The organism is Allosaccharopolyspora coralli, assembly GCF_009664835.1.
Classification (GTDB): domain Bacteria; phylum Actinomycetota; class Actinomycetes; order Mycobacteriales; family Pseudonocardiaceae; genus Allosaccharopolyspora; species Allosaccharopolyspora coralli.
The window spans coordinates 972,053-985,667 of record NZ_CP045929.1 but is presented as its reverse complement, the minus strand read 5'-3'; the positions used below and the strand labels follow the sequence as shown (position 1 = coordinate 985,667).

General features: G+C 67.6%; 8 protein-coding genes. 2 read left to right on the top strand and 6 right to left on the bottom strand.

Features of this window, described 5'->3' with window-relative positions:
- Nucleotides 1-62: 62 nt before the first annotated feature.
- Entirely contained in the window at nt 63-1,916 is a 1,854-nt protein-coding gene (locus GIY23_RS04650) for an N-6 DNA methylase (RefSeq protein WP_154075523.1), read from the bottom strand.
- 135 nt (nt 1,917-2,051) lie between these two features.
- Between GIY23_RS04650 and GIY23_RS04645 the strand changes: the two genes are divergently transcribed.
- Nucleotides 2,052-4,169, top strand: a complete 2,118-nt coding sequence (locus GIY23_RS04645) for a UvrD-helicase domain-containing protein (protein WP_154075522.1) — start codon at nt 2,052-2,054, stop codon at nt 4,167-4,169.
- 62 nt (nt 4,170-4,231) lie between these two features.
- Nucleotides 4,232-5,614, top strand: coding sequence for a hypothetical protein (locus GIY23_RS04640; protein WP_154075521.1), 1,383 nt, complete (start codon nt 4,232-4,234; stop codon nt 5,612-5,614).
- A 164-nt stretch (nt 5,615-5,778) separates the two neighbouring features.
- Here GIY23_RS04640 and GIY23_RS04635 read toward each other — a convergent pair whose 3' ends face one another.
- From GIY23_RS04635 to GIY23_RS04615, 5 genes are all read right to left on the bottom strand, one after another.
- Nucleotides 5,779-6,102 (bottom strand): type II toxin-antitoxin system PemK/MazF family toxin, encoded by a 324-nt coding sequence (locus tag GIY23_RS04635; protein WP_154075520.1) that lies wholly within the window; start codon nt 6,100-6,102, stop codon nt 5,779-5,781.
- A gap of 6 nt (nt 6,103-6,108) precedes the next feature.
- Complete coding sequence (locus GIY23_RS04630; RefSeq protein WP_154075519.1) at nt 6,109-6,378, bottom strand: ribbon-helix-helix protein, CopG family; 270 nt, start codon at nt 6,376-6,378, stop codon at nt 6,109-6,111.
- 40 nt (nt 6,379-6,418) lie between these two features.
- The gene (locus GIY23_RS04625) at nt 6,419-9,757 is read right to left on the bottom strand and encodes an ATP-dependent helicase (RefSeq protein ID WP_228717548.1); all 3,339 of its coding nucleotides are present in this window, start codon (nt 9,755-9,757) and stop codon (nt 6,419-6,421) included.
- Complete coding sequence (locus GIY23_RS04620) at nt 9,754-12,915, bottom strand: ATP-dependent helicase (RefSeq protein ID WP_407646861.1); 3,162 nt, start codon at nt 12,913-12,915, stop codon at nt 9,754-9,756. The genes GIY23_RS04625 and GIY23_RS04620 overlap by 4 nt, the downstream gene beginning before the upstream one ends.
- Nucleotides 12,916-13,301: 386 nt before the next feature.
- Nucleotides 13,302-13,595 (bottom strand): MGMT family protein, encoded by a 294-nt coding sequence (locus tag GIY23_RS04615; RefSeq protein WP_154075517.1) that lies wholly within the window; start codon nt 13,593-13,595, stop codon nt 13,302-13,304.
- Between the last annotated feature and the right edge of the window lie 20 nt (nt 13,596-13,615).

Below are 13,615 nucleotides of genomic sequence, written 5' to 3'. Positions count from 1 at the left end.
ACCTCTCACCACCGGACAACTGCCCGATCACTGCTCGTGTCGCACACCATGTCAGGAACGTTTCATCCTGTGTCACCGCTGTCGCTGACCGGCCTCAACGCACCACCGGCCAGACCGTCGATTACCCCGGTGACCAAGTCCGTGCCAACCCGTCGCGCCTCGTCGAGGACCTCGTCCAATCGCATCGCGCTGCGAAACGCTTCCCCGTACACCCGCTGCTCGTCGATCGGCAACCGCGGCAGCTCCACCCGGCGCACGTCGAGCCGCGCCGTCACCGAACCCGACGTCAACGCCAGGTTCGCCGAACAGCGCAGGAAGCCCGCCAGAAACCACGGGTCGACCAGCTCCGGATCAACCCGCAGCAACCACACCTGCGGCCCCAGCACGCCCTTCTCGTCGTCGATCACGCGACTCGTCAGTCGCCCGCCCATCATCGGCAGCACCACGTCGTCCGGCCGCAGCCAGATCGGGTCGCGCCCACCCCATTGCCCGGACGGCGCCCTGGCGCTCACGACATCGCGGGCCGTCAACGCGGGCAGTTCCTTGCCGTCAGGGACCGATGCGGACTGGCGATGCACCGTCAAAGCGGGCGTGCTGCCCAGTTCGCCGACAGAGGTCGTGGGCCCGCGCGGTGAGGATGACGGCTCGATCGCTGGGATCAATTCCGGGAGCTGGCCCACCACGTCGGCAACCTGACCGCGAAGCGTTCGAAGGCCGGGAACATCCGTCTGGACAGTCGCGGCGAGGTGGCGGGCCGGGCTGAGATCTACGGCCTCGTCGAGAAGGTCGATCGCCGACACCACGCCGCACACTCCCTGCTGTTCGGGGCAGTCAGCGGACGCGTCGAACTCTTCCCACGCGGGCAGGGCTGTCTCGAGCAACTCGTCCCAGTCCAGAGCGCCGTTGGCTCGCGCGTGTGCTCCGTCGACCATGAGCACACCCGATGCCTCACTCGGCCGACGGAGCACCCAGAGCACCGACGGCGCGGCGGAAGACCGGAAGGCACCCGTCGGCAACCCCACGACCGCTCTCAGCGCGCCGCGACGCACCAGCTCGGCACGCACGCGGCGACCCGCCCGGTGCACGCCCACCCCGGCAGGCAACGCGACGACTGCCGTGCCTTGCTCATCGAGGTGTGCCACGGCGTGCTGCACCCATGCCAGCTCGCTGCTCGTTCGAGGCGGCAAGCCGAACTCCCAGCGAGCATCGAACTGTACGTCCTCGCCACTCCAATCCTTCTCGCCCCACGGCGGCACCGTGAGCACCGCCGGAAACACCTCGTCTTCGGTCGCGTCCGCGCGCAGCGCATGGCCCGTGTCGATCCTGGCCGCGTCCGCATGCAAACGCAGCACCGCTGATGTCACCCGGGCTGACACCTCGTCCAGGCATTGACCTCGCACCGGATACTTCTGCGCAGCGGCCGGGCGCAACAGCTCACCACCACGACAGAAGGGGTCGAGCACGCGACCACCGCCGCTGAGTCGGTACATCAGATCGGCAAGCTCCGGCGCGGGCGAAGGCCCGACGCCCCTCCGCGCCGCCCAGTCCGCGACGAACTCCTCGATCGTCGAAACATCCGAGTCAGCGAGCAGCCGCACTACATCATCCTCGCGGCCAGTTGCCCCGGTCGATTCCAACTCCCGCGCGCGAGTCGCACCGATGATCGCGTCGCCTACGGCGAGGTCATCTCCCAGACGCTCCGCCGCGTCCCGCAGGATGTCGGCGAGCGGTTGCTCACCGAGCTTGCCGTGCGCACGCAACCATTGGCGGGTCAGCTCAGCGTCGAACCGCGCGGCACCGGTCGACCCAGGGAGCGGCCGCGGGAAGTCCTCATGGCGCTTGCGCCAGTTGGTGACGGCCGCGCGACCGACACCGGCCAGCCTCGCGATCTCCGCCGCACTCAGCGCCTCTGTCATGTTGACAACACTACTGCGAGATCGCACTGTTGACAAAGTCAACGCACTGATCGGATTCAGCGATTTCGCACCCAACTCGTGATCATGGTGTGGCACGGTGGATCCACCGACCGATCGACGTGAAGGAGCTCGTCCGTGACCGCTCTGGGAGTGCATCGCGACTTCTTCCCTCAATACGCCAAACTGGAGAAGCCGGTACGTGATCGCGTCGACGAAGTCTTCGACAAGTTCGAGCACCACACCCACGCGGGGCTGCACCTGGAAAAGATCACCGGTGCGCACGACCCCGACATCCGCACCATCCGGATCACCAAGTTCTGGCGCGGCGTCGTGGTCAGGAACGACGGGGACGGGGGCTACCTGCTGCTCGCCGTGCTCCCCCACGACAAAGCGATCGAGTGGGCACGCAATCGCAGGGTCACCCGGAACAAAGTCAGCAAAGGCATCGAGGTACGCAACGACGTCGCACTCGCCACCGCCACCAACAGCTTCCGCCGGCTCGACTCCGCACCCTCCGCGCCCACGACAAAACTCTTCGACGACATCTCCGACGCGGATCTCACGCGGCTCGGCATCGACGACGAGATCCGCACGCTGTGCCGTCTCCTGCACGACGTCGACCAGCTCGACGCACTCCGGGCGCTCATCCCCGAGTTGCAGTACGACGTGCTCACCGGCCTCGCGGCAGGAATGACCCCCGAAGCGGTGTGGCAGGAACTCGCCCAGAACTTCCCGCACGCCACCGAGGACGACGACGCCAGCTTCACCGACGCGATGTTGCGATCGCAGGGCCACATCGTCGTGGTGCACGACTCGGACGAACTCGCCGAAGTGCTGGAGCGTCCGTTCGACCTGTGGCGCGTATTCCTGCACCCCACGCAACGCCGGATCGCCGCACATGCGCCGTACAAAGGCCCCGCGCGCGTCACCGGCGGCGCCGGAACCGGAAAGACGGTCGTGGCGCTGCACCGGGCGCACCACCTCGCCCGGAACCCGGAACTTCCCGAGAAGTCGATCTTGCTCACGACCTTCACCAAGAACCTCGCGAAGGAACTCGCTCGCAACCTCGACATGCTCGTCACCGATGCCGTCATCCGTGCACGAATCGATGTGCAGCACGTCGACGTGATCGCCCACCGGTATTACCGCTCCGTGCACGGACAGCCCACCATCATCGACGACAGCGACCGTCGAGCACACTGGCGCAACCTCGCCGTCGAGCACGGTCTCGACCAGCCCGACACGTTCCTCGACCAAGAGTGGCGGCAAGTAGTCCTCGCGCAACGAATCACCACCGCCGAGGAATATCGTGCAGCCGACCGCCGCGGTCGAGGTCTCGCGATCCGGCCAGCCGCCAAAGACCAAGTATGGGCAGTCATCGAGAGCTTCCAGCATGTGCTGCAGGAGGAGGACCGCTGCACTTTCGACATGATCGCCGACGGGGCGGCCGACGCCCTGCGAGACGGGGCGGAATCGCCGTACCAGCACGTCATCATCGACGAAGCCCAAGACCTGCACCCGTCTCGATGGCGACTTCTTCGAGCGCTCGTCCCGCCCCGTCCTGACGATCTGTTCATCGCCGGGGACACCCACCAACGCATCTACGACAGCAAGGTGTCGTTGCGCCAACTCGGTATTCACGTCACCGGACGCTCGTCAACGCTGCGGATCAACTACCGCACCTCACGGGAAATTCTGCTGTGGAGCACCGCCTTGTTGCTCGGTGAACGTGTGGACGACATGGACGAGGGCGAGGCGCACCTCGTCGGCTACCGGTCCTCGTTCCGGGGCGACCCACCCGAATCGCAGGGATTCCCCGACAAGCAGAGCGAGATCGCCGCCGTAGTCGCTCAGGTCCGGAACTGGCTCGACCAGGAGTTCCCCGCCGACACCATCGGCGTTACCGCCCGGACCGTCCAATTCGGCAAAGCCGTGGGTGCGGCGCTGACCGAAGCAGGCATCGAGCACAGTCCCCTCGACGACTCCGACGGCTCAGGAGTTCGGATCGGCACGATGCACAAGATGAAAGGACTCGAATTCCGTTGCGTGGCGGTGGCGGACGTGTCCGACGGCAGCGTTCCTCAACCGAACGCGCTCACCGACGCGGAGCGGGATCCGCAACAACACCAACAGGACCTGCAGTCCGAGCGCAACTTGCTGTTCGTCGCCTGCACGCGAGCGCGAGAACACCTGTGGGTGTCCTGGCACGGCGAACCGAGCCGGTTCCTCAGCCCCGTGCTGAATCCTGCGTAGGCGTCGAAAACGAACTCGCCAAAATCGTCACACCAAGCGCGAACAAGATGTAGTGTACCCCTGTGACCTATGTAGTTGTCTTATCTAAGTCCGAACTAGAGAGTATCGAGAAGAAGCTCGACGCCGAGCAAAAGCTCACCAAGGCTCTTCGCTATTCTCTGCGCCCGGTGGACAGCTCGCCTCAGTTGGCGCTGGTATGCTCAGCGTCCGACACCACCCCAAAAATTTACCATCTCGCCCGGATAGGGATGGTGATAAGACCCAGCGGAAATCAAGTCGGCGCCGTAGACAAGACCATAACAATAGATCCCCTGCGGAGCTGCAACGAGCCCATCGACCTCACATCAGAACAAGGAATCCTTCGGCATCTTTCCAGTCAAACTCAAAAAGATGTTCACCAAGCATTAAATTCAGCGGAAGATACCACGATAAGCCGCGCCTCCACGGACGAATTAATCAAGGCTTTACGTGCCCATGCTCCCTCGATGAGTTACATGTTGGATTGGCTGATCGCCTTAGGTTCGCCGAGCAAACTCGATCCCGGGACTGCCGAAGACAGAGCGTGGCAAGAGCAACAGGACGCGCTCGGAACACTCGTTCGAACCGCTGACTTTCCCGTCTCCGCAGTCGCCGCGTGGAACCGTCCCGATAATCCAAATGCCCCGTATCTCTCCGGACTCATTCCCGAGCCCTCCGAAAGTTCGCTGATCGAGCATGACGCCCGGACTACAGTATCTGATCCTTACCAATTCCTGGGCATCCGGGATGATCCGAAATTCCGCTGTGATTTACATGTCTTTGCAGCCTCGGATGGTCGCACCCTTGAGGTCGCGAATGTCAACGCGACGCCAGTGGAGAGTCGCCTCGGTGCCGACATGGTCTACTATCACAAACAAACAAACAGCTTCGTTCTCGTACAGTACAAGCGTCTCCGCACCGACAGGAATCTATATGTTGACAAACAGTTCCGCAGCCAACTAGACCGACTGGGCGAAATCGCGAACCTGAGTAGCGAACCCAGGACCCCGGATGACTGGCGGCTCGGTACGGACCCGTGCTTCGTCAAACTCGCTCACTGGCCAACTCATCGACCGAACGATCCGCGGCAACCAGCAGACGGCATGTACCTTCCCCTGTCTTATGTGCGACTGTTACTAGAAGACGATAGGATCACCGGAAGAAACGGTGGGAAAATCCTGGGTTACGACACCATCGACCGCTATATGGTGACAACGCAGTTCACGAATCTCGTTCAACACGGCCTTTGCGGCACAGTCGGTACAACAATAGAAGAGCTACGATCGATTGTAGAATCGAGGGCACAACAAGGACACTCGGTTGTCGTGGGAATCGAGCATTCGAATGAGAATGCTCGCAGCCGTCAAAATCGGTCGCGCGCACGCGGAAAACCTCCTCGTCGCAAAGGCAAGAAGAGGTCGCGGTAGCGATCGCACGTCAGACCTCGAGAACCGTCGCGATGAGAAACTCTTGATCGTTCGAGTGCAGAGGCCCGGCGAGCACGCCACGCCATGGCGTTCGAACACTCAGCTTTCATGATGGGCGATGTCGGACCCAGAATGAGTCCCCGAAAAAAAAACAAAAGGACGAGCTAGGTTTCGAGGTCGAGGTAGAGCGCGAGCGCCTTGGTGAGTTGCTGGAGTTCAGGAACGGCGAGACGTCCGCGTTGTCGCCGCAGTTTCCCCTTCGAAATCGTGTGCAGGGCCGTGGCGTTGATGTACGACTGACCCCGGCCGGTCAATCCCGCTTCCGGGCCTACCGGAATGTGGGTCGAACTGGGCCCCTCGGTGCCGGTGACCTCAGCGACCGTGACAGCTCCGAGGCGTGGGATCAGCACGTTGACGGTCAGCACGACGCAGGGTCGTGCTCCTATCGGTGAGGGAAACTGCACGTCCCATACGTCACCTCTGAACATGTGGGTTCAGCGGCCGTCGTCATCGGTGCTCATGACTTCTGCCGCTACTTGGTCACCGGCAGCGGTGATGTCACTGATCGGCGCTTCTGACGTGCCGTAGAAGGCGTCGTACTCGCGTGCCAGGTCCGCGTGACCAGCGCGCTGGTGGAGCAGTCGTAGCCCTTCCCGGAGAGCTTCGGAACGGTTTCGAAGCCCGAGCACGGCAGCGTCGTGGTCAACCTGACGAGCATCGTCCTCGGTCAACCGAGCCTGCACGACTGTCACACGCTCTGTCATACATCTATCGTACACCGTCGCCGACGGGCTCCCAGCGCCGTCATGCCTTGGGGACGGTGGCGATGAGGGACTTGAGGCCGTCGGCGTCGTGGAGGTCCGCCGGGCGCAGTGTCTCGTCGTGGCGCACGTAGTGGAAGGCGGCGCGGACCTGATCCAGCGGGGTTCCGGACAGTGCCGCCCACGCGAGCCGGTATGCGGCGAGTTGCACCGAGACCGCAGGGACCGCGTCGGCGGCGGGGACCGCACCGGTCTTCCAGTCGACGACCGTCCAGGCGCCGTCCTCGTCGCCGAAGACCGCGTCCATCCGTCCTCGTAGCACGACCCCGTCGATCTGCGTCTCGAACGGCACCTCCACCCGGTGCGGTGTCCGATCCGCCCACTCGCTCGCGAGGAAGGCTCGTTGCAGCGCGGCGAGGTCCTCTTGCACGGCGGCGGAATCGTCGGCTGCGCCGGGAAGCTCGTCGAAGTCGAGCAGTGCGTTCGACGTGAACCGATGCTCCAGCCACGCGTGGAAAGCCGTGCCGCGTCGTGCCGTCGGGTTCGGCGGGAACGGCAGCGGGCGACGCAGTTTGCGGGCCAGCCCGGCAGGATCCGAGGCCAGCTCGACCAGTTGGCTCACCGACAGATGCTCCGGGAGTTCGACCTGGTCGCGACGGCGTTGTGCTGCGGCACGTTCGGCCAGCAACACGTCGACGTCGCGAGCCCATTCGTCGTCCGGCTCCGTCTCGGTGTCCTCCGCGACCGGCTCGTCCTCCCTGTACTCACCATCGGAGGAGCCGGCATCCGCATGTCCGTCCGGCAGGGTGAACAGGCCGCCGTCGCCGCTGTCCTGCGGCTCCAAGGCGTCGAGCACGAGCTCCGCTCCGTGTACGACCGCCTCGCGGCGACGGACGAGTGGGTCGGCAGGCCACTGCTCGTCGCGCACCGAATCGGCGAGCGGGTTCGCCGTGTCCGCCTCGGGTTCGGGTGCCCAGGCCTCGACGCCGTCACCGAGCACCTCCGCCAGCTCCGTGAGGAACTCCGACGGTCCTTTCGGCTTCGTCCCCGACTCACCCCACCAGTGGCCGGACAGCAGCAACGCCCGCTCCGCACGGGTGACCGCGACGTAGAGCAGCCGCCGTTCCTCGGTGAGCCGCCGCCGCTCGAACGCCTCGTCGTGCGCCGTGAGCACCTCGTTGACCTCTTTGCGGTCCATGCCGTCGAGCCGGTCGAGATCGAGGTGCGGCAGATCCCGCGCATCGCCGCGGAGTTCCGCCGGAAGCTCGGTCACCGACCGCAGCCAGCACGACGTCTTGCGCTTGCCGGGAAACACGTCCTTCGACAGGTGCGGGACGGCGACGACCTCCCACTCGAGTCCCTTCGCGGCGTGCACCGTCAGGATCTGCACGCGATCATCGGCGACCTCGACCTCGCCGGGTTCCAAACCGTCCTCGGCTCGTTCGGCCGCGGCGAGGTAGTCCAGCAGCGCAGGCAACGTCGCCGACGGGCTGGCGGCGGCGAAGTCGGTGACCACGTCCGCGAACGCGTCGAGGTGGACTCGACTGCTCCCCGCCGGACGCGCGGAGGTCTCGATGTCGAGCAGCAGCGTCCGCTCGACATCGGCGACGAGTTCCGGCAGCGGCTGCTCCAACCTCCGGCGCAGCGCCAGCAGTTCCGTACCCAGCTTGCGGATCCGCTGATACCCGAGGCGGGAATACCGGCGCGCGTCGCCGGGATCGTCCAAGGCGTCCACGAGACCGGCCTGCTCGGAATGCTCACCAGGCAGCGCACTCGCGACGAGCGACGTGCCGTCCTCGTCGTCGCCCTCGGCCTCGGGCGCGGTGCCGAGCTCCCGCGCACGTTCCCACAACGCCGCCAGATCGGCCGCGCCCAACCGCCACCGGGCACCCGTGAGCAGCCGCATCGCCCCGGTACCCGCGAGCGGGTCGACCAGGATCCGCAACGCGCTGACGAGGTCCCGCACCTCGGGCTCGTCCAACAGCCCGCCGAGACCGACGACCTCCACCGGCAGGCCGCGATCCCGCAACGCGGCGGCGAGGTCGGCCATGTCGGCGCGTCGCCGCACGAGTACGGCCGCCGTCGGCGGCGCACCGGTGGAGTCCACAGTGTCCCGCCACATCGCGGCGACACGGTCCGCCGTCCAGTCACGCTCGGCGCGCACGTCGTCGAGCAGCGCACACCGCAGGTCCGCCGACCCTGCTCCGTCCCGGGGCCGGAGCTCCTCGACGTCGAGGCCGTTCTGGCGAAGCGGGGCCGAGGCCGCGTTCGCGAGGTCGAGCACCTCGGCCGGATTCCGGAAACTCGTCAACAACCCGTACTTCTCCGCGGGCGCGAGCGCTCCGTTTCCACAACGGCGAGGGAAGTCCTGCGTGAAGCGCGGCAGGTTCGCCGCGCTGGCCCCGCGCCACCCGTAGATCGCCTGCGCCGGGTCGCCCACCGCCGTCACCGGCAACGGCGCGTCGTCGCCGTCGACCCGGCCGAACAACGACCGCAGCAGGATTCGCTGGGCGTGCCCGGTGTCCTGGTACTCGTCGAGCAGCACCGCACCGAAGCGCTCCCGCTCCCCCGCCACCACCTCCGGATGCTCGGCGGCGAGCCGGGCGGCCAGCGACATCTGGTCGGCGAAGTCCATCGCGCCCTCGCGTCGCTTCCGGCGCTGGTAGTCCTCCAACAACGGCAGCAACGCCACCCGAAGACGTTGTGCGGCAACGATTTTCCGCATGTCTTGCGAGAGGGCGGCCTGCTGCCCCTTGGCGCGGGGCGCGTTCTCGATCTGGGCGCACAACCGGTCGGCGTGTGCGTTCAGCTGCTCCGGGTCCACGAGGTGCTCACCGAGTTCTCCGGCCAGCGACAACACGTGCTGGGTGATCGTCGCGGGCACCTTGTCGGTGTCGAGGTCCTGCGTCCACCCCGACACCACGCGATGCGCGAGCTGCCATGCCGCCGTCTCGGTGAGCAGCCGGGCACCCGGTTCCACCGGCACGCGCAAACCGTGCTCACCGACCAGCCGCCCCGCATAGGCGTGATACGTCAGTACCGTCGGCTCCGCCGCGAGTACCTCGGTGCGCAGCGCGCCGGACGGATCCACCTCGTCGAGCAGCCCGGAGCCCGCGAGCCTGCGGAGCCGGGCACGCACCCGGTCCGAGAGCTGCCGGGCTGCCTTACGCGTGAAGGTCAGACCCAGCACGCGATCCGGGGTGACGAACCGGTTCGCCACCAGCCACACCACGCGCGCGGCCATCGTCTCCGTCTTGCCCGCGCCCGCGCCCGCGACGACCAGCGCCGGCTCCGGCGGCGCTGCGATCACCGCTGCCTGCTCCTCGGTGGGCGGATGCAGACCGAGAGCCTGTGCGATGCGGTGCGGAGAGGGGCCCGTCACGATCCCACCTGCCGTCCCGCCGGATGCACCGGGCAGCACGTCCGTGCCGGGCACCGGTCGCAGTCGGCGTTCTCCCTGGCCACGAACGCCGGTCCGAGGCTGGACGCCGCCGCGTCGTGCACGACGTCGAGCCACACCGCGATGCGTTCCTCGTCCAGGCCGCCCTGCCCGCGCTCGGCCGCTCCCGTCTTCGCGTCCGGCTTGGCGACGTAGAGCAGCCGCGCGCCACCCGGCTCGCGGGACTCACCGAACGCACCGAGCGCGGCGGCGAGCTGGTACACCGCGAGTTGCGGGTGTTCCTCGGCGTCGTTCTTGCTCACGGGCGTCTTGGACGTCTTGACGTCCACGACGACCGGCCTGTCCTGCGCGTCGGATTCGAGGCGGTCGACCCGGCCGCGCAGACGCAGCCACGGACCACCTTCGCGCGCGGGAACCTCCACATCGAGGTCGTGCTCCACACCGCGCTGGGTCAACTCGTGCCGGGACTGCGTCAACCACGACAGGAACGAGTCCATCATGGACTCGACGCGCGCCTTCTCTCTGCGGGAGAACCAGGGTGCGCCTGCGTCGACCGTCTCCCACGCGGTGTCGAGTGCTCGCCGGAGCGCGTCGGTGTCGGCGCCGTCCGCCGCGGCCTGGACGAGCGCGTGCACCAGGGTGCCGGTGACCGACGCCAGTTCCGCCGCGTCCTGGCCACCGTGACGTTCGATCATCCACCGCAACGGGCACGTACTCAGAGTGTCCACTGTGGATGGAGTAATGCGGACCGGATCGCCCTCGCTCACCAGCGACGCCTCGGTCGACGGCTCCGCAAGTCCGTACCAGGAGTTCGGGTGTGCGCCAGGGATTCCGGCCTCGGCCAGCCGGGCGAGCTGGCGTCCGGCACGTTTCCGGCGCGACTCGTCCTCCTTCGCGTCGCAGACCACCTGTCGCAACTCGCCGACGAGGTCGGCCAACACCAACCCACGCTCGGGCCGCTCCAGCGGACGCTCCGCCGCGTCGGCCTCGGTGACGACGCCCTCGAGCTCGTCCAGGAAGCGCGACGGTTGTTCGTCCTCGCCCCGAACCGCGCTGACCAGCAGCGACCGCCGGGCACGACTCGCGGCGACGAGCAACAGCCTGCGTTCCTCGGCCAGCAGCGGTGCGGTCGCGGAGACGCCGCCCTCGACACCCGAGACGGCGTCGATCAGTCGCTCGACGCCCAACAGCGACCCGCGCAGCCGAAGATCCGGCCACACTCCCTCCTGCACCCCGGGGATCGCGACGACCTCCCACTCGCGGCCCGTGGAGGCATGTGCGGTGAGCACCGAGACCGCGTCGCCACGCGGCGCCGACGGCGCGAGTGAGCTGCCCGCGATCTGCTGGCTCTCCAAGTGTTCGGCGAAACCACCGACGTCGGCACCGGGTAGCCGGTCCCCGAACCGCGCAGCCGCGTCGAACAACGCCATCACGGCGTCGAGGTCGCGATCGGCCTGCCGACCCTGCACTCCCCCGCGCTCGGCGAGGCTCACCCACCGTTCCTGAAGGCCGCTGGAAACCCACGCCTGCCACAGGGTTTCCTCCACGCTGCCCCCGGCCTCGATCGACTCCCGCACGGTGCGCAACAAGGACGACACCCTGAGCGCCGGAGTCGCGGCAGACGCCTCCAACGCGGTGAGCCGGTCCCCCGAGTGCAGCGCCTCGACCAGCAGCTCGCTGCTCGGCCGATCCGTTCCCGCCGCGACCTCCAAACGGCGCAACCCGCGACGCAGCCTCCGCAACGCGAGCGGGTCCGCACCACCGAGGGACGACGACAGCAGCGCGTCCGCGGCCGCACCGTCGAGTTCCTCCGGGCGCGCGGCACACCGCAGGAGTGTCAACAGTGGACGAATGGCGGTGCGTTTCGCCAACGGAACGTCGTCGGACGGCAACTCGACCGGCACGCCCGCAGCCAGCAACGCCCGGCGCAACACCGGAACCGACAGCGCACTCGACCGCACGATCACCGCCATCTCCGACCAGGGCACACCCTCGAGCAGATGCGCACGACGCAGCTGGTCGGCGACCCACGCGGCCTCCTGGGCCGGCGAGGCGAGCAGCCGCACCCGGACGGAACCGTCGCGCTCCGGACCATCCAGCTCACGCTGCACACCCGCACCCGGCAGCCGCGAGATCAGCCTGCGCACGGCCGCCCGGACGGGCGTGGCCATGCGTCGGTCCAGCGTGAGGACCTCGGTGTGCTCCCCGGTCGGGTCGGCCTCGACCAGCCCGCGCGGCTCGGCACCGCGGAACGAGAACACCGTCTGGTCCGGATCGCCCGCCACGACGAACTCCGTGGCGGTCGAGCCCAACGACTCGACGAGACGGAACTGCTGCGGATCGAGCTGCTGCGCGTCGTCGACCACGACGTAGCGCACCCGTTCGCGTTCGGCGGCCAGCAACCCCGGGTCCGCGTCGAACGCCAGCAGTGCCGATCCGACCAACTCGGCCGCGTCCAGCGCCGGTGCGGCGCCGGACTCCCCCGCTCCGCTGAGTAGCGTGACCTGCTCGTACTGCTCGTAGAACGCGCCGGCCGCCACCCATTCCGGGCGTTCGTGCCGCTTGCCGAGATCGGCGAGATCGCCCGGACCGAGCCCGCGTTCGGCCGCGCGCATGAGCAGGTCCCTCAGTTCCTCGGCGAACCCCGGCACGGTCAGCGCCGGACGCAGCGACGCGGGCCACGAACCCGCGCCGGATTCGACGTCGCCCGCGAGCAGTTCGCGCACCACAGTGTCCTGCTCCGGTCCGCTGAGCAGGCGCGGCGGCGGGTGCTCAGCGCGCATCGCTTGCAGCCGCAGCACCGCGAACGCGTACGAGTGCACCGTCCGCACCATCGGTTCCGAGGCCGTGTGCACCGAACCCGCCCGGGCGGCGTCGTCGGTGAGCAGGCGGGTGATCTCGGTTCGCACCGTCGCCGCGGCCCTCCGGCCTGCGGTCAGCACAAGCACGTTCTCCGGCGAGGCATCACGACGCAGGATCCGGTCGGCGGCGACCTCTGCGAGCAACGTCGTCTTTCCCGTGCCCGGCCCGCCGAGCACCCGCAACAGCCCGGAGTCGTGGTCGAACGCCCGGCGAGCCGACAGCTCCCACTCGCGTTCCGGACGCGCGCGGACGCCGCGTCGGACCAGCTGCGGTGAGATCGGCACGACCCGATGGAATCACGCCACCCCGACACTCCGGTCCCCCTGTGTGCCGCGACGTACACGAGGGTGGCTCGCGAGAACAGCGTCGACGTGATGGAGGGCGCTACGACGACCCCACAGCCAGCCGCGAGGTGAGGTTCCGCCAAGGAACCACCCATCGCGGATCGGCCCGCGACCCCTGAGCTGTCGTCGTGTCGTGTCAGCGGCGAAGCCGCTGAGCAGTCACCACGAACCCAGCCCGACCACCCGCGGGTTCTCAGCACCGTCCTCGCGAGGACAGCGAGTTCGCAGCGTAGGCCGCTACTCAAGAAATCGATCCCGCAGCGAGGAGGGCGGGAGAGGTTCCGCCACCCGACCACCGAACAAACCCCCTGCAAGGAATTCTAAGGTGCCGGGGACCAGCGGTAGCGGCGCATGGGCACTCGGTCGCGGTCGGCCAGGACACCTTCGGCTCGAAGGCGGGTGAGCTGCTGCTCGCGCAGATGCGTCGCGACGGTGCCGTCCGAACGCAACACGCGGTGCCACGGCACGTCCGCACCGTCCTCCGAGAGGATGCGCCCGACCAGCCTCGCCGACCGCAACCCCGCGAGCGCGGCGACGTCCCCGTAGGACAACACCCGCCCGTTCGGAATCGACTCCACGACGGCGCGCACCCGCTCGAACGTCTCCTCATCCACCCCCGGAGTCTCGCGCGCCG

Excerpts from the sequence above, each read along its gene's own strand:
- GIY23_RS04650 (WP_154075523.1), bottom strand. The coding sequence starts at position 1,916 with ATGACAGAGGCGCTGAGTGCGGCGGAGATCGCGAGGCTGGCCGGTGTC.
- GIY23_RS04635 (WP_154075520.1), bottom strand. The coding sequence starts at position 6,102 with ATGTTCAGAGGTGACGTATGGGACGTGCAGTTTCCCTCACCGATAGGA.
- GIY23_RS04630 (WP_154075519.1), bottom strand. The coding sequence starts at position 6,378 with ATGACAGAGCGTGTGACAGTCGTGCAGGCTCGGTTGACCGAGGACGAT.